At 71.7% G+C, this 20,470-nt stretch carries 21 protein-coding genes, 1 tRNA gene and 2 pseudogenes; 14 read left to right on the top strand and 10 right to left on the bottom strand.

Going from position 1 to position 20,470, the window contains the following annotated elements; translation table 11 throughout:
• Positions 1 to 41: 41 nt before the first annotated feature.
• The 6 genes from ACTMVF_RS26575 to ACTMVF_RS26550 all read right to left on the bottom strand — a co-directional run bounded on the left by ACTMVF_RS26575 (position 42) and on the right by ACTMVF_RS26550 (position 5,748).
• Positions 42 to 1,022 carry a tetratricopeptide repeat protein gene (locus ACTMVF_RS26575; protein WP_441273624.1) on the bottom strand — a complete coding sequence of 327 codons (981 nt, stop codon included), beginning with the start codon at positions 1,020 to 1,022 and terminating at the stop codon, positions 42 to 44.
• 109 nt (positions 1,023 to 1,131) lie between these two features.
• Complete coding sequence (locus ACTMVF_RS26570) at positions 1,132 to 2,466, bottom strand: HD-GYP domain-containing protein (protein ID WP_441273623.1); 1,335 nt, start codon at positions 2,464 to 2,466, stop codon at positions 1,132 to 1,134.
• Positions 2,382 to 3,722 (bottom strand): HD-GYP domain-containing protein, encoded by a 1,341-nt coding sequence (locus ACTMVF_RS26565; protein ID WP_441273622.1) that lies wholly within the window; start codon positions 3,720 to 3,722, stop codon positions 2,382 to 2,384. Before ACTMVF_RS26565 ends, ACTMVF_RS26570 begins: the two co-directional genes overlap by 85 nt.
• Positions 3,723 to 3,866: 144 nt before the next feature.
• Positions 3,867 to 4,169 (bottom strand): mycothiol system anti-sigma-R factor, encoded by a 303-nt coding sequence (gene rsrA / locus ACTMVF_RS26560; RefSeq protein WP_301997018.1) that lies wholly within the window; start codon positions 4,167 to 4,169, stop codon positions 3,867 to 3,869.
• On the bottom strand, positions 4,166 to 4,861 hold the full coding sequence (locus tag ACTMVF_RS26555) for a sigma-70 family RNA polymerase sigma factor (RefSeq protein ID WP_301997020.1): 696 nt from the start codon (positions 4,859 to 4,861) through the stop codon (positions 4,166 to 4,168). Before ACTMVF_RS26555 ends, rsrA begins: the two co-directional genes overlap by 4 nt.
• Before the next feature lie 257 nt (positions 4,862 to 5,118).
• Complete coding sequence (locus ACTMVF_RS26550) at positions 5,119 to 5,748, bottom strand: alpha/beta hydrolase family protein (protein WP_441273811.1); 630 nt, start codon at positions 5,746 to 5,748, stop codon at positions 5,119 to 5,121.
• Positions 5,749 to 5,883: 135 nt separating this feature from the next.
• Here ACTMVF_RS26550 and ACTMVF_RS26545 point away from each other — a divergent pair, with 135 nt between their 5' ends.
• On the top strand, positions 5,884 to 6,948 hold the full coding sequence (locus ACTMVF_RS26545; protein ID WP_441273621.1) for a helix-turn-helix domain-containing protein: 1,065 nt from the start codon (positions 5,884 to 5,886) through the stop codon (positions 6,946 to 6,948).
• 12 nt (positions 6,949 to 6,960) lie between these two features.
• On the opposite strand, the pseudogene ACTMVF_RS26540 reads toward ACTMVF_RS26545, so the two are convergent.
• Positions 6,961 to 7,995 (bottom strand): annotated as a pseudogene (locus ACTMVF_RS26540) (benzoate/H(+) symporter BenE family transporter); the annotation flags it as partial.
• 16 nt (positions 7,996 to 8,011) lie between these two features.
• Here ACTMVF_RS26540 and ACTMVF_RS26535 point away from each other — a divergent pair.
• The 4 genes from ACTMVF_RS26535 (at position 8,012) to ACTMVF_RS26520 (ending at position 10,791) form a co-directional block, all read left to right on the top strand.
• Positions 8,012 to 8,158 (top strand): hypothetical protein, encoded by a 147-nt coding sequence (locus ACTMVF_RS26535; protein ID WP_441273620.1) that lies wholly within the window; start codon positions 8,012 to 8,014, stop codon positions 8,156 to 8,158.
• Between the two features lie 135 nt (positions 8,159 to 8,293).
• Complete coding sequence (locus ACTMVF_RS26530) at positions 8,294 to 9,316, top strand: TauD/TfdA family dioxygenase (protein ID WP_441273619.1); 1,023 nt, start codon at positions 8,294 to 8,296, stop codon at positions 9,314 to 9,316.
• A complete protein-coding gene (locus tag ACTMVF_RS26525) occupies positions 9,309 to 10,085 on the top strand; it encodes a TSUP family transporter (protein WP_441273618.1) in 777 nt (258 codons plus the stop codon). Before ACTMVF_RS26530 ends, ACTMVF_RS26525 begins: the two co-directional genes overlap by 8 nt.
• 1 nt (position 10,086) lies before the next feature.
• Entirely contained in the window at positions 10,087 to 10,791 is a 705-nt protein-coding gene (locus tag ACTMVF_RS26520; protein ID WP_441273617.1) for an aspartate/glutamate racemase family protein, read from the top strand.
• A 151-nt stretch (positions 10,792 to 10,942) separates the two neighbouring features.
• On the opposite strand, the gene ACTMVF_RS26515 is transcribed toward ACTMVF_RS26520, so the two are convergent.
• Positions 10,943 to 11,758: an SOS response-associated peptidase gene (locus ACTMVF_RS26515; protein ID WP_441273616.1), complete on the bottom strand. Its 816-nt coding sequence runs from the start codon at positions 11,756 to 11,758 to the stop codon at positions 10,943 to 10,945.
• A 50-nt stretch (positions 11,759 to 11,808) separates the two neighbouring features.
• Between ACTMVF_RS26515 and ACTMVF_RS26510 the strand changes: the two genes are divergently transcribed.
• The 4 genes from ACTMVF_RS26510 to ACTMVF_RS26495 all read left to right on the top strand — a co-directional run bounded on the left by ACTMVF_RS26510 (position 11,809) and on the right by ACTMVF_RS26495 (position 15,476).
• Positions 11,809 to 12,531, top strand: a complete 723-nt coding sequence (locus tag ACTMVF_RS26510; RefSeq protein ID WP_441273615.1) for a M50 family metallopeptidase — start codon at positions 11,809 to 11,811, stop codon at positions 12,529 to 12,531.
• A 124-nt stretch (positions 12,532 to 12,655) separates the two neighbouring features.
• Positions 12,656 to 13,972, top strand: a complete 1,317-nt coding sequence (gene aroA / locus ACTMVF_RS26505; RefSeq protein WP_441273614.1) for a 3-phosphoshikimate 1-carboxyvinyltransferase — start codon at positions 12,656 to 12,658, stop codon at positions 13,970 to 13,972.
• Positions 13,973 to 13,984: 12 nt separating this feature from the next.
• The gene (rsgA, locus tag ACTMVF_RS26500; RefSeq protein WP_441273613.1) at positions 13,985 to 15,001 is read left to right on the top strand and encodes a ribosome small subunit-dependent GTPase A; all 1,017 of its coding nucleotides are present in this window, start codon (positions 13,985 to 13,987) and stop codon (positions 14,999 to 15,001) included.
• A gap of 151 nt (positions 15,002 to 15,152) precedes the next feature.
• Positions 15,153 to 15,476, top strand: a complete 324-nt coding sequence (locus tag ACTMVF_RS26495; protein WP_441273612.1) for a DMT family transporter — start codon at positions 15,153 to 15,155, stop codon at positions 15,474 to 15,476.
• 19 nt (positions 15,477 to 15,495) lie between these two features.
• Here ACTMVF_RS26495 and ACTMVF_RS26490 read toward each other — a convergent pair whose 3' ends face one another.
• Positions 15,496 to 16,104, bottom strand: coding sequence for a TetR/AcrR family transcriptional regulator (locus ACTMVF_RS26490; RefSeq protein WP_441273810.1), 609 nt, complete (start codon positions 16,102 to 16,104; stop codon positions 15,496 to 15,498).
• A gap of 373 nt (positions 16,105 to 16,477) precedes the next feature.
• Between ACTMVF_RS26490 and hisN the strand changes: the two genes are divergently transcribed.
• The 5 genes and pseudogenes from hisN to ACTMVF_RS26465 all read left to right on the top strand — a co-directional run.
• Complete coding sequence (hisN, locus tag ACTMVF_RS26485; protein ID WP_441273611.1) at positions 16,478 to 17,278, top strand: histidinol-phosphatase; 801 nt, start codon at positions 16,478 to 16,480, stop codon at positions 17,276 to 17,278.
• A gap of 154 nt (positions 17,279 to 17,432) precedes the next feature.
• The gene (locus tag ACTMVF_RS26480; RefSeq protein WP_403332310.1) at positions 17,433 to 17,825 is read left to right on the top strand and encodes a CBS domain-containing protein; all 393 of its coding nucleotides are present in this window, start codon (positions 17,433 to 17,435) and stop codon (positions 17,823 to 17,825) included.
• Positions 17,826 to 18,071: 246 nt separating this feature from the next.
• A complete protein-coding gene (locus ACTMVF_RS26475; RefSeq protein ID WP_441273610.1) occupies positions 18,072 to 18,488 on the top strand; it encodes a Fur family transcriptional regulator in 417 nt (138 codons plus the stop codon).
• 176 nt (positions 18,489 to 18,664) lie between these two features.
• Positions 18,665 to 19,453 (top strand): ABC transporter ATP-binding protein, encoded by a 789-nt coding sequence (locus tag ACTMVF_RS26470; RefSeq protein WP_441273609.1) that lies wholly within the window; start codon positions 18,665 to 18,667, stop codon positions 19,451 to 19,453.
• Positions 19,454 to 19,570: 117 nt separating this feature from the next.
• Positions 19,571 to 20,068, top strand: a pseudogene (locus tag ACTMVF_RS26465) (ABC transporter substrate-binding protein); the annotation flags it as partial.
• A 49-nt stretch (positions 20,069 to 20,117) separates the two neighbouring features.
• On the opposite strand, the gene ACTMVF_RS26460 reads toward ACTMVF_RS26465, so the two are convergent.
• Positions 20,118 to 20,191 (bottom strand) — tRNA-Met (locus tag ACTMVF_RS26460).
• Positions 20,192 to 20,470 lie beyond the last annotated feature (279 nt).

Genomic DNA, 20,470 nt, shown 5'->3' with positions numbered 1-20,470 from the left:
CAAAGAGGGGATGTGATGCTGATACAGGGTACGGCGAATGCTCAGCAGACCTCTTCGAGATCCCGCCAATCCCGCGAATCCGGACTGTCGGCAACCCACCCGTCCAGCAACCCCCGAACCAGCGCAGCCGGCGCAGCCACCCCGCACTCCCGCTCCGGCACCCACAGCTGCCCGTCCGTGCGGTGCCCCAGCGGCCCGGGGTGACCCGGCTCGCTGTGGTCGTGCGGGTCCAGGTGCTCCCCGTCGCCCTCGTCGGACGGCATCCGCGACTCGGAGCACATCCGGCACAGCAGCCGCACGGACGACGACCAGTCCTCGGCGGCGAATCCGGCCTCGGCCGCGAGCTGCTCCAGGGCGTCCCGGTCGGCCTCGGTGGCGGCCTCCAGGAGGACCACCCAGGTCGGCACCGGCGAGGGCGCCCACAGCTCGATCTCGTCGAAGACGGGGTAGGCGTGCCCGGCGGACGTGGTCCGCTCGCCGTGGGGCACCCCGTCGTGCAGTACGACCTCGCCCCAGCGCCGCCCGGAGGACGGCAGCGGGATCGACAGCACCTCGATGCGGGCGGGGTCGAGCCGCCGCCCCCACACGACCTCGGCCTCCCCCTCGGGGGACAGTCGTACGGCCGCGCTGCCCAGGTCCATCCCGACCGGCTCACCGGACTCGGTCGCCCCGCCGGGCACCCGCAGCCCGTAGGCCTGCCAGGCCCGCCGGGCCAGCGGCCAGTCCTGCAGGGCGGTGGCCGCGATGCCGACGTTCCACCAGTCGGGCGCCCCGGTCTCCCGGTCGAGCAGCGCCACGGCACGCAGTCCGGCGGCGCGGGCCTGCTCCCAGTCGTGCCGGAACTTGTGCAGCAGGGCGAGGTTGAACCAGGACTCCGAAAGCCAGGGCTCCAGATCGGCGGCGCGTGTCAGCAACGCGCCCGCGTCCTCGTACCGGCCGTCGCCGATGAGCGTGAACGCCCGGTCGGTGGCCTGCCGCCAGGAGGCGGAGGGCCGGTGCCGTCCCTTGCCGAAGATCCTCACGATTCCCGCCTGCCAGTTCCGTGGAGTGGGCTGGCTAGTGCTCGCCCCCGGACACCCTCTCATTCGCATCCAACCACGTACGGCTGGAAGGGCGCTCATTACCCATGGGTTACCCAGCCACAGGCCATGTCAGACAGTCTCTGGCCAGCACCCGTGCGAGCGACCCCACCACCTCCGGCGCATAGTCCCCGGCGGTGGCGAGGCGCAGCTCCTCCAGCGCCTTCAGCGCCCCGCCGGGCCCGGCGTCCCGCGCCTTCTCCTCGTAGGCGTTGACGGCCCGCACGATCCGCGCGGCGACCGGCTGCTCCGGGCCGGGGTCGGCGAGCCGTTCCACGACCGTCGCCACCTGCGCGGGCACCCCGGTCTGCCGTACGACGGCCCCGCCGAGCAGCGCGATCCGCCGCTGTTCCGCGACGGGCAGCCCGGCGGTGGCCCCGGCCGGCACCGGGTCGACCAGGCTCAGCTGGCCGATGTCGTGCATCAGCGCCGCGTACTCCAGCACGGTGAGCTCGGCCTCGGACAGGCCCAGGTCCCGCCCGACCTCCCGGCTGAGCGCGGCCACCCGCCGGGCGTGTCCGGCCGGCGTGTACCCGGCGATCTCGGTGGCCCGGGCGAGGGAGGCGATGGTCTGCCGGTAGGTGGTCCGCACGGCGGCGTAGCGGCGCAGTGACATCTGGGTGAGCAGGAGGGGCAGCGAGAAGACGGGCAGCGCCCACAGTCCCACCACGGCGACCGCGAGGGCCATCACCGCGCCCGTCGCGCAGACGGCCGACCCGATCCCGAGCGTCGCCCGCAGCTCGTCCCGCAGCAACGGTCCGAACGGCCAACGGGTGCGGGAGTGCGCCAGCGCGGCGGCGAGCACGGCGTCGCACAGGGCGGTCAGGACCAGGATCGCGAGCAGGAGCAGGGCGTAGCCGGGGCCCCAGCCTTGGAACGTGCCCTGGTTGTACAGGGGTTGGAAGCACACGGCGGCGAAGCCGACGGTGAGCACGCGCCGGGCGAGGTGGTCGAGCACGGGGCGTCCGCGCGCGATGTGCGGCACGCTGCCGAGGAGCGAGGCGGCGAGGACGACGGCACCGACCTGCAGGACCCCGTGATGGGTGGGGTGCCCGCCGGCCTCCCCCAGCAGGGCGTACGACAGCGCCCCGGCGGCGCCGAGCGGGGCGGCCTCCCGGTCCTCCGCGCCGGTCCACCGGGTGAGCTCGCCGACGGTGACGAGGACGCCGAAGGCGAGGGCGATGCCGCGTTCCTCGAGTCCGTCGCCGAGGGTGCCGAGGAGGCAGACCCCGGCGAGGAGGGCCGCGGAGGTGTGGACGAGGGTGAGGAGGAGGGGCGGTTTCCCGGCGGTACAGGGGGCGCTCACCGGTGCGCTCCGGGGACACCGGCGACCGGGGGGCGCGCAGGAGGCGTACAGGATTCGTCGGCGGTCACGGCGGGATGCCATCCGTACTGGTCCACGGCTCGGGCGAGGGCCGTGACCATCCGGGGGTCGAACTGCGAGCCCGCGCACTTCGCCAGCTCCCCCAGGGCGACGGACACGGGCCGGGCCCTCGAATACGACCGGGTCGACGTCATCGCGTCGAACGCGTCCGCGACCGCCACCACCCGCGCCGACTCCGGGATCTGGCTTCCCCTCAGCCCGTAGGGGTACCCGCTCCCGTCCAGCCGCTCATGGTGGTGCAGTACGGCGGCCCGGGCCTCGCCGAGGAAGGAGATCCCCCGGACCATCTCGTGCCCGTACTCGGGGTGCAGCTCGATCACCCGCCGCTCCTCGGGCGTGAGCGGCCCGTTCTTGCGCAGCAGCCGCGTGGGCACCCCGAGCTTCCCCACGTCGTGCAGGATCCCGGCGAACCGCAGCACCTCGACGCGCTCGTCGGGCAGGCCCAGCTCACGCGCGATCATCATCGAGGCCTGCCCGACCCGCTCGCTGTGGCCGCGGGTGTAGCCGTCCTTGATGTCGACGGCCTGGACCAGCGCCCGGATGGTCGCCTGATGAGCCGCGCGTTCCCGGTGGTACTGGGCGAACACCCACCACGACACACACATCGGCAGCAGCACGAGCAGCGCGGCGACCGAGCCGTACGGACTGCGCCACAGCACGGCCATCATCAGCCCGGCCAGACCGTGTACGGCGATGGGCGCGAGCGAGCGCAGGAACAGCCCCCGCCAGGCGCGCGGCACCGGCACGCGCTCGGCCACCGCCAGAATCCCGCCGTCCAGCGCGGTCAGGACCAGACAGAACGTCAGTACCGCGCCCCCGGCCGACAGCAGCGCACACGGGAATTCGCCCGTCGCGACGGCATCGCGCCCGTCCAGCGCCCCGTGCACCCGGGCCGCCGCCCAGACGGCGACGGCGAGCTGGGCGGCCCGCCAGATCCGGCGGGTCCACAGCGGCCGTTGCCCGGTCGGCGACAGCAGGGCACCCGGCACCGCGACCAGCGCGGCGGCGGACGGCGGCAGCAGAAAGGCCCCGGCGAGCAGCACGGGATAGAAGGTGCCCGCGAACCGCCATCGGGCGGCGATCCGCTCACCGGCGGCATACAGCGCGGCGAGCAGGACGACCGCCCACCAGGGCATGGGGGCACCGCCCGCGCCCTCAAGGCCGCGGGGGAGCGCCGCGAGCAACGGCACGAGGCAGGCGAGGGCGCACAGCGCCACACAGGCGACGTACACCCGCGCCCGTGCCGGTATCGCCTCCATCTTCGACGCCTCCCCAACCATGACCTGCTCAGCTCAACGCGGAGCCTAGGTCGGTGAGAGGGGCGGCTGCGGGCTTGTCACGCACCGATTAGCACGTTCGAGTGACGGCAGCCCGTTCCCGGGAGGGGGACTACGACTGGGAGTTCAGGACTCCTGCGGCGTCGCGGTCACGTCGTGGTCGGGCACCGCCTGCCCGGAGCGGATCAGGTCGAGCCGCCCCAGGACCTTGGCGCGCAGGTCGGTCGGCACGTCGTCATGCCCGCAGCAGCGCTTGACCAGCTTCTTCACGGCCTCTTCCAGGCCGTACTTCTCCAGGCACGGCGAGCACTCCTTGAAGTGCTGCTTGAACTTGTCGCGGTCCACGTCCGGCATCTCACTGTCGAGGAACTCGTAGAGATGATCGAGTACCTCACTGCAGTCCGTCTCGTGCGGCTCTCCGCAGCTCATGAGCCCGAACCTTTCACTTCGTTCGACTCTCCGGCGCCCGCCGGGACCAGGCCGCGCTCACGGGCGTAGTCCTCGAGCATGCCGCGCAGTTGACGGCGGCCCCGGTGCAGCCGGGACATCACCGTACCGATGGGTGTCCCCATGATGTCCGCGATCTCCTTGTACGCAAAGCCCTCGACGTCGGCGAGGTACACGGCGATGCGGAATTCCTCGGGGATCGCCTGCAGCGCTTCCTTCACGTCCGAGTCGGGCAGGTGGTCGAGCGCCTGCGACTCCGCGGAGCGCAAGCCGGTCGACATGTGCGACTCGGCGCGGGCGAGCTGCCAGTCCTCGATCTCCTCCGCCGCCGAACGCTGCGGCTCACGCTGCTTCTTGCGGTAGGAGTTGATGAAGGTGTTGGTGAGGATCCGGTACAGCCACGCCTTCAGGTTGGTGCCCTCGCGGAACTGGTGGAAGGACGCGTATGCCTTGGCGTACGTCTCCTGCACCAGGTCCTCGGCGTCGGCCGGGTTGCGCGTCATGCGCAGCGCGGCCGAGTACATCTGGTCGAGGAATTCGAGCGCGTCCCGCTCGAAGCGCGCGCTGCGCTCGGCGGTCGTCTCCGTGGACGTGCCCACGCTCGTGCCCAGGCCCTCGGGCTGCTCCGCCTGGCCGTTGTCGGTCCCTGCGTCGGTACCGGGAACCGGACCCACCTCCTCAAGATTCCGGGCAGGACCGAAGCCGGTCCCGCCTGAATCGGAGGATAGACGACCTGCCGTACCTGCCGCCCCTCGAATAGGAGCGGTCCTGGCCGCGTGCAGCACTGTCCAGTCCAGGTCAGCACGGCTGCCACGGCTCGGGCAGAAGGTCGAACCCATGCGGCGGACTTCCTCTCCTACGACGTCTGCGCTGCTGGTTCAGCACCGCTGTCCGCCACAACAGAGGCCGGGTCCCCGACATTCCCCAACCTTTACCCGAGTGACCCGACCCACTTGACCACCGCGTCCGTGATGACCGACACGGCCTCGTCCTGATCGAGGGGTGCCCGCTTGGGTACGGCGAACCCGTGATCGCCGTACGGCACCTCGACCAGCTCGAAGTCGCCGTCCGGGAACTCCTCCGGCTTCCCGAACGGATCGTTCCCGCCCTGGACGACGAGGGTGGGCACCCCGGCCCCGAGCAGCTCGTCGGCGCGGGACTTCTCGGGCTTGCCCGGCGGGTGGAGGGGGAAGCTGAGGGCGAGTACGGCGTGGGCGCCGAGTTCGACGGCCGTACGGCAGGCGACCCGGGCCCCGGCGCTGCGCCCGCCGGAGATCACGGGCAACCCCGGTTCGGCGAGTGCGGGCCAGATGCCGCGCCAGCCGACGTCGAGGGTCTTCGGGGCGGGTGCCACCTTCTTGCCGGCCACGCGCCAGGGCTGCTCCACGAGGGCGACGGTCACTCCGTGCCCGGGCAGGACCTCGGCCAGCGCCCGCAGGTCCCTGGCCTCGATGCCACCGCCGGCACCGTGGCTCACCGCCAGCACGAGCCGGGGCTGCTTCGCCGGGTGCCAGGTGATGCGGGCGTCCCCCGCGTCCGTGCCAACGATCTCGGTCGTCACATCCGTCACATCACAAGAGTGTGCCCTCTCCGACGTAGGGTGTCCGACTGTGTGACGAGGCCGTCACTCCCCCGGCGGGAGGGAGGGAGGGCGCCCTTCCTTCGCGACCGGGGCAGCGTCGACGAGGGGGATCCATTGACCAGGACGACTGCGCTGGAGCACAAACTCGCGCAGAGTCTCTATGTCATCGCCGTCCAGGACGCCGGCTGGACGCCGACGTCCGTGTGCCGGCGGCTCGGCTGGAGCAGCGAGGAGTACGCGGCGGCCATCCACGTCCTGTCCGGGCTGGGTCTGCTGGTGCGGACCACCGCCACGCCCAGTGGGTGGGCCTGCGTGTCGTCCGAGTCCGCGCTGGATCACCTGCTCGCCGCCGACGCGCGCCGCGTCGCCGAGCTCGTCGAGCAGACCACCCGCACCCGCGAGGCGATGGTGCGGATGCTCACCGACTTCCATCCCATCCACGCCATGCGCCTGTCCGGCACCCAGGCCCAGCTCGTGGAGGGCACGACCAATATCGCGGCCGCCCTGGAGGACGCCGCCCAGCAGGCCCACGACGAGGTCGTCTCGCTGCACCCGGGCCGGGGGGTGCCCGAGCACATGGTGGAGGAGGGTCTGTCGCGCGACCGGAGGGCGCTGCGACGCGGTGTCGCGATGCGCACCGTCCATCTCGCCTCGTCCGCCGCGCAGCCCCATATATGCGCGTATCTGCGGGAGTTGCAGAAGGCGGGCGGGCGGGTGCGTACCGCCGTGACGCTGCCGCACCGGCTCATCGTCGTCGACCAGCACCTGGCGATCGTGCCCGCCACCGGCACGGACGGACAGCAGGCGGCCGTCGTCGTCTACGACCCCTCCCTGGTCGAGGTGTTCCGCAGCCAGTTCGAGTACGCGTGGGCGCAGGCCGCCGCCTTCGACACGGGGGCGCGCTCCGCCGTGGACGAGGTCCCGGAGGGCCGGCCCGACCGGCGGCAGCGGGCGGTCCTGCGGCTACTCGCCGAGGGGCTGACCGACGAGGCGGTCGCGCGGCGCCTCGGCGTCTCCGACCGCACCGTCCGCCGGATGGTCAACGACCTGACGTCGACGCTCGGCGCCACGAGCCGGTTCCAGGTCGCCGTCCTCGCCGAGCGTGCGGGCTGGCTCGCCCCTGCGGGTCTTGAGCAGGACGTGCGCGACGATTCCGGCGAGCAGTCCCCAGAAGGGTGAGCCGATACCGGCGACGGTCACTCCGGAGGCGGTCGCGAGGAAGGTGATCACGGAGGCCTCACGGTCGCGTTCGTCCGCGACCGTACGGGCCAGACTGCCGGAGAGCGCTCCTAGCAGCGCCAGGCCGGCCAGGGTCGCCACGAGCGCCGCCGGCAGCCCGGTGAACAGGGCGACGAGCGTCGAGCCGAAGCAGCCCACGACCAGATAGCCGACGCCGCAGCTCACTCCCGCGACCCACCGCCTGGCCGGATCCCGGTGTGCCTCGGGCCCGGTGCAGATGGCGGCGGTGATGGCAGCCGGGTTGATCGCGTGCGAGCCGAAGGGAGCGAGGAGCGTCGACACGACACCGGTCGTACCGCACACCACGCGCTCGTTCGGCCGGTAGCCGTCGGCGCGCAGCACGGCCATCCCCGGCGCGTACTGACCGGCGAGCGTGGCGACGAGCAGCGGCACGCCGATGCCGATGAGCGCCCCCGCCGAGAAGTGCGGTGCCGTGAGGTGCGGCACGGCCAGGCCGGGACCGGCGATGTGCGGGCTGAGGCCGCCGCCGGCCCAGGCGGCGGCGAGCCCTGCGGCCAGCGCACACATCACCGCGTAGGTCGGCCACAGGCGCTTGGCGAGCAGACAGCCGATCACCATCGAACCCGCGAGCAGCGGGGCCGAGCGCAGCGAGGTGAAGATCGCCGTGCCGAAGGAGAAGAGGATCCCGGCGAGCATCGCCGAGACGATTCCCTCCGGAATCCGGGCGAGGACCCGGGTGAACACCCCCGTCGCGGTCAGCACCGTGGCCGCGACGCCCGCGAAGAGGAAGGCGCCGACGGCCTCGGCGTAGTCGTGCTGCGCGAGAGCCGTGACCACGATGGCCGCGCCCGGCGTCGAGAACGCCGTGATCACCGGGGTACGGCTCCACCAGCTCAGCCCCACGCAGGTCAGGCCCGCGCCCATGGATATCGCCCACACCCATGACGAGGTCTGCGCCGGGCTCAGGCCGGCCGCGTCGGCGGCGGCCAGGACGAGGGCGAGCGGTCCCGCGTAGGAGACCGCCATCGCCACCACGCCGGCGTTGACCGCGGACAAGGACACCGACCGCATCGATCGCACCGATCATCCCCATATGAAGGAGAACAAGGAAACTTCAGACATGGCGGACACCTCCCCCGAAGACATGGCCGCGCCACCCCACATGCTGCCGCACCGCACGGGGTGGTGACGCGCCGGGCCGCGTCCGCATCAGGCCGCGTCCCGAACCGGACAGGTACGAGGTGTGACCGGTGCGGGTCATGGACGTTTCCGGACGGTCAACTTCCCTGGTCACAGCCCTCGTTGGGGCCGAATGATCTCCGGCATGACGACTCATGCGGAACCCCGTTCAGACCTCGCCACGCTCACCCTCGACCCGGGCGACACCGCCCGCCTCGAAGGACTGCTCCACGTCGCGGCGCGCCTGACGGGCCCCCTGGAACAGGCCCTCCAGACCGAGGCGTTCGCCGTGCTCGCCGAGCGGCTGCCGGCCCGGCTGCGCGAGGGCATCGAGTCCTTCCGTGACACGCCGCCGGACCACGGTCTCCTCGTGGTGCGCGGACTGCCCGTCGGCGACATCCCGCCGACTCCGGCGACGTACGGCTCCAACGTCCTCGGCGAGACGCACCCCTCCAGCCTGCTCGTGGCCCTGGTGGCGCACCCGCTGGGCGGGTTGATCGGCTACGAGGACGAGAAGTCCGGGGCGCTCGTGCACGACGTGTACCCGGTCCCCACCGACGCCGCGAAGCCCCTGAACTCCGGCTCCACGCTCTTCGACTTCCACACCGAGAACGTCCACCACCCGGTGCGGCCCTCGCACTTGGGCCTGCTGTGCCTGCGCCCCGACCACGACCGGCGGGCGGCCACCATGGTCGCCTCGGTCCGCGAGGCCGAGCCGCTGCTCTCGGCCGGCGACCGTGAGCTGCTGCGCACCGACCGCTACCGCAGCCGCTTCCCGCTCTCCTTCACCCGGGGTCTCGCCGAGGACGAGAGGCCGGTGACCGAGCCGCACCCGGTGCTCACGGACGGCCCGGCCGGCGCCCCCGGGACGAGGGTCCGGTTCAACATGCACAACACCTTCGGCACGGACCCCGAGGCGCAGGCGGCCCTGGAGCGCCTCAACCGCGCCATGCACACCGTGCACCGCGCGGTGCGGGCCGACCGGGGCGAACTGCTCCTGGTCGACAACCGGATCGTCGTGCACGGCCGCAGCGACTTCACGCCGCGCTACGACGGCGCCGACCGCTGGCTGCGCCGGTTCTACCCGTACCCCGGCGAGCTGCCCGCCGACGTCCTGGTGCGGGCCGGGGGCCGCGTGCTCAGCAAGGACAGCTACGCCCGTGCATGACCTGACCCTCACGGCGGCGGTGCTGCTCTGCGTCGCCGCCGCGCTCGCGGGCTGGGTGGACGCGGTGGTCGGCGGTGGCGGGCTCCTCCAGGTGCCCGCCCTGCTGGTCGCCTTCCCGCACCTGGCCCCGGCATACGCCCTCGGCACCAACAAGGCCGTCGGCGTCGTCGGCACGTCCGCGGCGGCGGTGACGTACGCCCGCCGAGCCGCGATCGACGTGCGGCTCGCGGCCGGGCTCGGCTCCGTCGCGGCCCTGGCGGCGGTGGCCGGGGCGTTCTTCGCGGCCGGCGTGAACAGCGAGGTGCTGCGCCCTGTGATCATGGTGCTGCTGCTCGCGGTGGCCGCCTTCGTCGTCCTGAAGCCGCAGTTCGGGCAGCGGCCGGGCGGCGCCGTGACCCGGCAGCGGGTCCTGACCGCCGTCGTGGTCGTCGGGGCGGGTATCGGCTTCTACGACGGCCTGCTCGGCCCCGGCACGGGGACTTTCCTGGTGATCGGCCTGGTCGCGGTCCTGTCGATGGACATGGTCACGGCGTCGGCGACCGCGAAGGTCGTCAACGTCGGGACGAACCTGGGCGCGCTCGCGATGTTCACGTATCAGGGAACGGTGCTGTGGGCTCTCGCTCCCTTCATGGCGCTGTTCAACCTCGCGGGCGCCTCGGTGGGAGCCCGCATGGCACTCAAGCGCGGCAGCGGTTTCGTGCGGGCCGTGCTGCTCGTCGTCGTGACCGTGCTGGTCGGCAAGCTCGCACTCGACCAATGGGGGACGTGAGATGTCCATCGGAATCCTGGGCGGAATGGGCCCGTTGGCCACGGTCGACTTCTACCGGAAGGTCATCGACGCGACACCGGCCGACATCGACCAGGACCATCTGCCGGTCGTGGTCTGGGCCGACCCCACGGTCCCGGACCGCTCGGCGGCGCTGATCGGGCGCGGCCCCGACCCGACGCCGTGGCTCGTGCGCGGCGCCCACCGGCTCGAAGCCATGGGGGCACGGGTCATCGCGACGCCGTGCAACACCGCGCACGCGTTCCTCGACGAGGTACGGACCACGGTGCGGGCCCCGATGCTCGACATGATCGCGGAGACGGTCGCCGAGATCCGCCACCACCACCCGGACGTGGCGTCGGTCGGGCTCCTGGCCACGACCGGCACGATCCGCGCCGGGCTCTATCAGCGGGCCGTGGAAGCGGCGGGTCTGCGGGTCGTGGTGCCGGGCGAGCTCTCCCAGGGCGAGGCCGTCACGGGCGCCATCCGCCGGGTCAAGGCGGGCGACCTCGGCCCGGCCCCGGTCTCCCTGATCGAGCGGGCGGCCGAGGAGCTGGCGGCCCGAGGGGCGGGCCTGCTGGTGGCGGGCTGCACCGAACTGCCCCTCCTTCTCGGCGATCGCACCGCCGGCCTCCCGGTGGTGGACCCCACGGCCGCACTGGCACGGGCGACGGTACGGGAGGCCCTGACGCCGGCCGGAGCCGTCTGATCGGCCCTGGTCCGGGCGGTCCGCGCGGGTGCGGTCCGGGTGAGTCGGCGTGGCGGCGCCTGTCGGGGCCGCCACGCCTCGCCGGCCCGCGCCTGGGCCGGTCCCTGAGGTGCTCGGGCCGGTCCCTGAGGTGCTCGGCGCATCTCCGCGTTCAGAAGAGTGTGCCCTCTTCGGGGCCGTCCAGCTCCTTCAGCAGCTCCGGGCCGTTGTTGCGGACGTTGCTGACCAGCGTGGAGACGGGGTAGGCGCGCATCAGTCCGGCGGGCGGCGGGTCCAGCAGCGTCCGCAGCTCCTCGGGGTCGGTGCGGGACGGGTCGAGCCAGGTGTCCCAGCGGTCCGGGGTCAGCATCAGCGGCATGCGGGGGTGGATCTCGGCCAGCGAGGTCGGGCCCTCGGGCGGCGTCACCGCCAGCGGGGTCGTCTCCGCCTCCGTCGTGATGACGGAGCAGGTCACCCACCAGGCGTGCGGGTGGTCGTCCGGCAGGGTCTTGTCCCGCCAGAACTCGTACAGCCCCGCCATCGCGAACACCGACCCGTCGGCGGGCAGCACGAAGTACGGCTGCTTGCGCGGCCGTTTCTTCTTCCCCTCCACCTCCAGGTCCCGCTCCTGCTTGCCGGTGACCCACTCGTAGTAGCCGTCGGCGGGGATGATGCAGCGCCGGGAGGAGAAAGCCCGCCGGTACGACGGCTTCTCGTGGACCGTCTCCGCGCGCGCGTTGATCATCTTGAAGGCGGACTCGGGGGTCTTGGACCAGCTGGGCACCAGCCCCCACTTCAGCTTCCGCAGCTGCCGAACCGGCCGGGGGTCAGGCACGTCCTTCAAAGGACGGTCGAGGACGACGTGGACCTCTTTGGTGGGTGCCACGTTGTAGTCCGGCTCCAGGGTCTCCTCGGGCTCCCACTTCTCGATCTCAAAGATTCCTGCGAGATCCTCGGGTCCACGACTCGCTGCATACCGTCCACACATACGTGCCACACTGCCAGATTCCATCCGACCACAGGGAGCCATCGCCTGACATGGACAGCACCGCATCCGCCTCGCTCGCCTCCCTCTGGAACGAGGTCTCCGGTACTCAGCCCGACCCGGATCTGTGGGTGGTGATCGCCGCCCTGGTCGCCGCGCTCGCCGTCGTCGTCCCGCACGTCCTGTGGCGTCTCTCACGCAACGCCATCACCATCGCCCACGAGGGCGGCCACGGCCTGGTCGCGCTGCTGACCGGCCGGACCCTGACCGGCATACGCCTGCACTCCGACACCAGCGGCCTCACCGTCAGCCGCGGCAAGCCACACGGCCTCGGCATGATCCTCACGGCCGCCTCGGGCTACACGGCTCCTCCGCTGCTGGGCCTCGGCGGCGCGGCACTGCTGGCCTCCGGCCGGATCACGCTGCTGCTGTGGCTGGCGACGGCACTGCTGGTGGCGATGCTGGTGATGATCCGCAACGCGTACGGGGCACTGACGGTGTTCGTGACGGGCGGCACGTTCGTGCTGGTGAGCTGGCTGACGGGCCCGCAGGTGCAGGCGGCGTTCGCGTATGTGGTGGTGTGGTTCCTGCTGGTGGGGGGCGTGCGACCGGCGTTCGAGCTGCAGGCGAAGAGGGCGCGGGGTGGGGCGGGCGACTCGGACGCGGATCAGCTGTCGCGGCTGACGCACGTGCCGGCGAGCTTGTGGCTGTTCCTGTTCCACGCGGTGTCGTTGTGCTCATTGATAGGCGGCGGCCGCTGGCTACTGGCGGTATGACAGCCGACCTCCAGGGGCGCGGGGCCGTATCGATATGCGGCTCCGCCGGGTGGGGGCGACCAGCCACAACGGACCCGCAGACGACAAACGGCCTACCCACCCCCCTCCTTATAGAGTGGGGCCCATGGCCCCGAACGACGCACAGCCCGCCCTTTGGCCCGCCCCGCACGCGAGCGGAGCCGTCGACGCGACGGTCCACGTGCCCGGGTCCAAGTCGGTCACCAACCGCGCCCTCGTCCTGGCAGCCCTCGCCTCGGAACCGGGTTGGCTGCGCCGCCCCCTCCGCTCCCGCGACACCCTGCTGATGGCCGGCGCCCTGCGCGCGATGGGCGTCGGCATCGAGGAGGGCGTGGGTCCCGAGGGCACCGGCGAGGCGTGGCGTGTGCTCCCCGCGGGTCTGCGCGGCCCGGTCACGGTCGACGTCGGCAACGCCGGCACGGTGATGCGCTTCCTGCCGCCGGTGGCCGCGCTCGCCGACGGCCCCATCCGCTTCGACGGCGACCCGAGGTCGTACGAGCGTCCCCTGCACGGCGTGATCGACGCCCTGCGTGTCCTCGGCGCCCGGATCGACGACGACGGCCGGGGCGCGCTGCCGCTGACGGTGCACGGCGGCGGTGCGCTGGAGGGCGGCCCGGTGGAGATCGACGCCTCCTCGTCGTCCCAGTTCGTGTCGGCCCTGCTGCTCTCCGGACCGCGCTTCAACCAGGGCGTGGAGGTCCGCCACATCGGCTCCACGCTCCCCTCGATGCCGCACATCCGCATGACCGTCGACATGCTGCGCGCGGTCGGCGCCCAGGTGGACACCCCGGAGTCGGGCGGCGAGCCGAACGTCTGGCGGGTCACGCCGGGCGCCCTGCTCGGCCGCGACCTGACCATCGAGCCGGATCTGTCCAACGCCCAGCCGTTCCTGGCCGCGGCGCTGGTGACCGGCGGCAAGGTGCTCATCCCGGACTGGCCGGCCCGGACCACCCAGCCCGGTGACCGGCTGCGGGAGATCTTCACCGAGATGGGCGGTTCCTGCGAACTCACCGAGTACGGGCTCGTGTTCACCGGCTCGGGCGCGATCCACGGCATCGACGTGGACCTGAGCGAGGTCGGCGAACTCACCCCGGGCATCGCGGCGGTGGCCGCCCTGGCCGACTCCCCCTCGACCCTGCGCGGGGTCGCGCACCTGCGTCTGCACGAGACGGACCGCCTGGCCGCGCTCACCAAGGAGATCAACGAACTCGGCGGTGACGTGACGGAGACGGCCGACGGCCTGCACATCCGCCCGCGCCGGCTGCACGGCGGCGTCTTCCACACCTACGAGGACCACCGCATGGCGACGGCCGGCGCGATCATCGGCCTCGCGGTCGAGGGCGTACGGATCGAGAACGTGGCGACCACGGCGAAGACCCTGCCGGACTTCCCCGAGCTGTGGACCGGGATGCTCGGGGCGTAGGGACTCAACGCCATGCGCCGCTACGGCAAGCACACCGACGAGGACGACATCCGCAGCCGCCCGGGCCGTCGGAACACCCGGCCCCGTACAAGCATCCGGCCCAAGCACGAGGACGCCGCCGAGGGCATGGTCCTCACCGTCGACCGGGGCCGTCTGACCTGCCTCGTCGAGGACCGGGTCGTGATGGCGATGAAGGCCCGCGAGCTCGGCCGCAAGGCGGCGGTGGTCGGTGACCGGGTCGCTCTGGTCGGCGATCTGTCCGGCAAGAAGGACACGCTCGCGCGGATCGTGCGGATCGCGGAGCGGACGTCGGTGCTTCGGCGGACGGCCGATGACGACGACCCCTACGAGCGCGTCGTGGTGGCCAACGCCGACCAGCTCGCCATCGTCACCGCCCTCGCCGACCCCGAGCCGCGGCCTCGGCTGATCGACCGCTGTCTGGTGGCGGCGTTCGACGGCGGTCTGGAGCCGCTGCTGGTGATGACGAAGTCGGACCTGGCACCGCCGGACAAACTCCTGGAGCTCTACGGGGCGTTGGACATCCCGTATGTGGTCACCAGCCGTGAGGAGCTGGAGAACGGCAGCGCGGCGGACCGGGTGCGGGAGCAACTCGACGGCAGGGTGACGGCGTTCGTCGGTCACTCGGGGGTGGGCAAGACGACGCTGGTGAACGCGCTGGTGCCGGAGGAACGGCGGCGTTCGACCGGTCATGTCAACGCAGTGACGGGCCGGGGGCGGCACACGACGACATCGGCGCTGGCGCTGCCGCTGGCGGGGCCCGTGGCGGACGGCTGGGTGATCGACACCCCCGGGGTCCGCTCCTTCGGTCTGGCTCATGTCGACCCGTCCCGGGTGATCCACGCGTTCCCCGACCTGGAACCGGGAACCGAAGGCTGCCCGCGTGCGTGCAGTCATGACGAACCGGACTGCGCGCTGGACGACTGGGTGGCGCAGGGTCACGCCGATCAGGCGCGGCTCTACTCGCTGCGGCGGCTGCTGGCTACGCGGGAGCCCACGGAGGGCGACTGAGGAAGGCGGCTGACCTCCGCGTTGTTTGCCTCCCTGTAGGGCTGGTAAGGGCATAATCGCACCGAGCTGGAACCAAGCCTGACCAAAGCCTGACGAAGCCGATGAAGCCGACGAAGCGGTCACAGAACGCGGGGATACGGGAGGACAGCACATGGCGTGGCTGCTGGTCATCGTGGCGGGGCTGCTCGAAACCGGCTTCGCCGTCTGTCTGAAGCTGTCGCACGGCTTCTCCCGGCTCTGGCCGACCGTCGCGTTCTGCATCTTCGCCCTCGGCAGTTTCGGACTGCTGACGCTGTCGCTGAAGAAGCTGGACGTGGGGCCGGCGTATGCGGTGTGGACGGGGATCGGGGCGGCCGGTACGGCGATCTACGGGATGATCTTCCTCGGGGACATCGTGTCGACGTTGAAGATCGTGTCGATCAGCCTGGTGATCGTGGGGGTCATCGGGTTGCAGTTGTCCGGCTCGGCGCACTGAGGCGGGATTCGCCCGGAGGTCAGCCGGTCAACTGCCGGTACAGCGCGCTGCGTACGAGGTCGGCCACGCCGCCTTGGCCGGGTGGGGCGGCGACGCAGGACAGGGCCAGCCTGACGACGAGTTCGCAGGAGCGGGCGAGGTCGGGGGTGTCGGACTTGTTGACGCCGGGCCCGGACAGGACCGACACGGCCCGGTCGCGGACGATGGCCACGAAGTCGCCCGGGGAGGGCAGGGGGCCGTCCGCCCGTCGCTGTGCCGGTACGGCGGAGGAGGACGGGACGGCCGAGAGAGTCGGTGAGGGCAGGCGCTCGCTCCAGCAGCCGGTGAGCATGGCGCGGACCAGGGCGTTGTCGCGGGCGAGTGCGGCGGTCCACTCCGCGGTGGCGGTGAGGCGCTCACGGGCGTCGCTCTGCGTGGCGAGGGCGCGGTCGACGCCGGCCAGGTACGCGTCGGCCTCCCTCCTGACGAGCGCGCGGGCGAGACCTTCCTTGCTGCCGAACTCGTTGTACAGCGTCTGCCGGGACACTCCGGCCGCCGCGGCCACGTCCACCATCCGCACGGCGGACCATGGCCGGCGCGCCAGCGCCGTGTAAGCGGCGTCCAGCAGTGATTCCCGCGCTGCAGGCATCATCGCCTCCCTGGGCGAGCGGCTCTGCGCCCAGATTTGACGCGCACAGAGGCACTGTCAAGGGGTCGCGAGAGCACGCGTTGCCTCCGGCGGTCGGGCCGGGGATGCCTGCGGCGGCCTGTTGCTGTGGGGTGGGGGTTCGCGTAGCGGGCCTGACGGTTTCGTTGTAGGTCGGGACCGTGCCGCTCAGCCGCGGGCAGTCGTGCCGCTGGCGCGGCACGGGTGGGCGCCGGCGGCACCCCGCCAGCGCCGGGCTGCGCGCCCCCCAGCCCCACGCCGGGTGATGCGCAAGGCGAGCGGCGCCTGTGACTCGGCCCGGCCGACGCAGTCACCCGGTAGCCCCACCCCGACCACGACAGATACGGTTCGTCCCATGCCGGACTACCTCGACGATCTCCGCCTCGCCCACGTCCTCGCGGACGCCGCCGACGCCGCCACCATGGCCCGCTTCAAGGCGCTCGACCTCAAGGTCGAGACAAAGCCGGACATGACGCCGGTGAGCGAGGCCGACAAGGCCGCCGAGGAACTCATCCGCGGGCAGCTGCAGCGGGCCCGGCCGAGAGACGCGATCCTCGGTGAGGAGTACGGCGTCGAGGGCACCGGCCCCCGCCGCTGGGTGATCGACCCGATCGACGGCACCAAGAACTACGTACGCGGCGTCCCGGTCTGGGCCACCCTCATCGCCCTGATGGAGGCCGGCGAGACCGGCTTCCAGCCGGTCGTGGGCGTCGTCTCCGCCCCCGCTCTCGGCCGCCGCTGGTGGGCCGCCAAGGGACACGGCGCCTTCAGCGGCCGCAGCCTCTCCTCCGCGACCCGCCTGCAGGTCTCCCGCGTCTCGAAGCTGTCGGACGCCTCGTTCGCGTACTCCTCGCTCAGCGGGTGGGAGGACCAGGGCCGGCTGGGCGGCTTCCTCGACCTGACCCGTGAGGTGTGGCGTACGCGCGCGTACGGCGACTTCTGGCCCTACATGATGGTCGCCGAGGGCTCGGTGGACCTCTGCGCCGAGCCGGAGCTGTCACTGTGGGACATGGCCGCCACGGCGATCATCGTCACCGAAGCCGGCGGCACCTTCACCGGCCTCGACGGCCGCCCGGGCCCGCACAGCGGTAACGCGGCCGCCTCGAACGGCCTCCTGCACGACGAGTTCCTCGGGTATCTCAACGAGCGCTACTGACGCTCCCGTCGCGCCCCCGTACCAGCCGCACGCGCCCCCTTGTTGACCCGCGCTTTGCCTGCAACCCTGAGAGTCCCCCCACTTGTGAATTTGTGAAACCGTGAACAAGCCGTGAACCAGGCGGCGGGGGGCACACCAGGAGGTGGCTCCATCCATGCTCGTACGTGACGCCATGAGCACCGTGGTCCTCACCATCGGCCCCACTCACACCCTTCGCCAGGCAGCCGCGCTGATGTCCGCCCGTCGGATCGGCGCGGCCGTGGTCCACGACCCCGACGCCGGCGGCATCGGCATCCTCACCGAACGCGACATCCTCAACTCCGTCGGCCTCGGACAGAACCCGGACAGCGAACGCACCCACGACCACACCACCAACGACGTCGTGTTCGCCGCCCCGTCGTGGACCCTGGAGGAGGCGGCCCGCGCCATGGCGCACGGCGGCTTCCGCCATCTGATCGTCCTGGACCACGACGAGCCCGTCGGCATCGTCTCGGTCCGCGACATCATCCGCTGCTGGGCACCCGTACGGCAGCAGGTTCCGGCCTAGGAACGGCCACCAGGGCAACGGCACACGAAACGGGCCGGGCTCCCGAGGAACCCGGCCCGTCCGCCACGGCAAGCGATCGAAGCGGTGGGTCGCCGTACGCGAAGAGGCGCCCCACTCCAGCAGGCACCGGTCCTGGACCCCTGATCAAAGCCAGCCTCGCCCCATGCTGGACTTTGTCCAAATCAAAAGGAGATCCAAAGTCACACCCATTCGGAACCTAGGCATGCTGCTGTTAAGGTGTTCTCCATGAGTGACCTTCTGGAACGGCTGCGCGGACGCGGATGGCGGATGACCGCGCAGCGGCGTGTCGTGGCCGAGGTCCTCGCCGGCGATCACGTCCACCTGACGGCCGACGAGGTCCACGCCCGGGCTGTCGCCAAGCTGCCCGAGATCTCCCGGGCCACCGTCTACAACACGCTGGGCGAGCTGGTCTCCCTCGGCGAGGTACTCGAGGTCTCCACCGACAAGCGCGCGAAGCGGTACGACCCGAACGCCCACCGGCCCCACCACCACCTGGTCTGCGCTCACTGCGGCTCGATCCGGGACGTCCACCCGACAGGCAACCCGATGGCCGACCTCCCCGACTCGGAGCGCTTCGGCTTCACAGTCTCGGACGTCGAGGTGACGTACCGCGGCATCTGCCCCAACTGCGCGAAGGCGTAGCCCCGCGACTCCTTCAAGCCCCGGCACCTATGAGGCGCCGGGGCTTCGCGCTGCGTACGACCTGCGGACACGACCCCGGCGAATACGACCCCTGCGGGCGACCTTCCCGTATCTGACGGCCCGTCATATCGTCGACGGCACCCACCAGTCCGTACCGCACTCCGCGAGGAGCCCCCGTGGGAGAGCCGTATCAAGACCGAGAAGCGAGTGATCCGAAACTCAAAGCCACCGACCTGACCCGCACCTTCGGCCGAACCCCCCACACGCTCGACGCCCTCGGCCCCCTCGATCTGACCGTCGCGCCCGGTGAGTTCGTGTGTGTCGTCGGCCCCTCCGGCTGCGGCAAGTCCACGCTCCTGCGCATCGCCGCGGGCCTGCTGCGCCCGAGCTCGGGCACGCTGGAGATCCGCGCGTCGAGCGCGCGTCCGGCAGCCATGATCTTCCAGGACTACGGCATCTACGACTGGAAGACCGTCCGTGCCAACGTCCGCTTCGGGCTGGACATCCAACGCGTCCCCCGCCGCGAGGCGAACGCGCGCGCCGACGACTGGCTGGCCCGCATGGGCCTGTCGGACTTCGCGGACGCCTACCCGGCCACTCTCTCCGGCGGTATGCGCCAGCGCGTGGCGATCGCCCGGGCACTGGCCGTGCGGCCCGAACTCCTGCTCATGGACGAGCCGTTCGCGGCGCTCGACGCCCAGCTTCGCACGATCCTCCAGGACGAACTCCTGGACATCACCCAGACGCTACGGACGACCACGCTCTTCATCACCCACAGCCTGGAGGAGGCCATCGTCCTCGGCGACCGCGTGCTGGTGATGTCCGCCCGCCCGGGCCGGATCATCGCCGAGCACCGCCCGCCCTTCCCGCGCCCGCGCACCGGCGGCATCCGCGCCGCACCCGAGTTCACCGCGCTGAAGAGCGAGCTGTGGGACTTGCTGCGGAAGGAGGCGGTACCGGCATGACGACACTCACGAAGCCATCCGCGGAGTGGGTCCTGGTCCGCCGCCCGGGCCCGCAGGAACTCCACCCCGCCCGCACCCACCGCCGCAGGCGCGCACTGGAACTGGCGCTGGCCGTGCCTGGCCGACATCCAGTACCAGCAACTGGGCTCGGCCGACGTCCTCACGGCCCTGCAGAACGGCGGCGTCGACTCCGCGTGGCTCCTGGATCCGGTCTGGCGCAAGGTGGACGGCAAGCAGGGGTACGCCTTCCTGGGCGGCCAGCCTCAGGGCGAACCGCTGGGCGGCATGCTCTACGGCCGCGCACTGCTGCAGGACGACGTGGACGCGGGCGTGGCACTGCTCAGGGCCTACATCCGCAGGGTGAACACGTACTTCGCGGCCGACTACAAGCAGGATGCGACCTTTGTCACATACCTCGCCAGACTCCTGAAGTCGGAGGAGTCCATCCTCAAATCCACCCCACCCCTGCGCATGGACTGGGAAATCCGCTCCGGTACGACGACGCGCCTGCAGTCGGCCTACGAGGCCCAGGGCGTGTCGGAGGGCAGCCCACTCCCGGAGTCACGGACGGTGAACCGCACGCTGTACGAGGAGGCGGTGGGTCACGCGCCCTGAAACGCACCTAGGGCCGGGATCCGTGAGGATCCCGGCCCTAGGCCTTCAGTAGCGGGGACAGGATTTGAACCTGCGACCTCTGGGTTATGAGCCCAGCGAGCTACCGAGCTGCTCCACCCCGCGTCGGTGAATGCAACATTACGTCAACCATGCGGACAGAGGCAAATCGCTCGCCCCCAGTCACTCTCTGACACCGGCCGGCAGCCCGTTGGGGGCCAGACCTTGCGACGCCGACCGTCGCTCCTCAGCACCGGCCCGGCCCGCACCACCCAGCCCGCCCGCCCGCCGTCCGAGAGAGGGGGCTTCACCTCTCAGCGCCGGCCGGGCATCACTCAGCCCGTCCGGCGTTTGAGGACGAGGCCCGTTCAGGGCCGAAGCGGGGGTCTGGGGGCCGCAGGCCCC

Origin of the sequence: Streptomyces sp. SD31 (assembly GCF_052068475.1) — a bacterium.
GTDB lineage: Bacteria > Actinomycetota > Actinomycetes > Streptomycetales > Streptomycetaceae > Streptomyces.
Note: the sequence above shows the minus strand (reverse complement) of the source record. Positions and strands in the feature narration are given on the sequence as shown.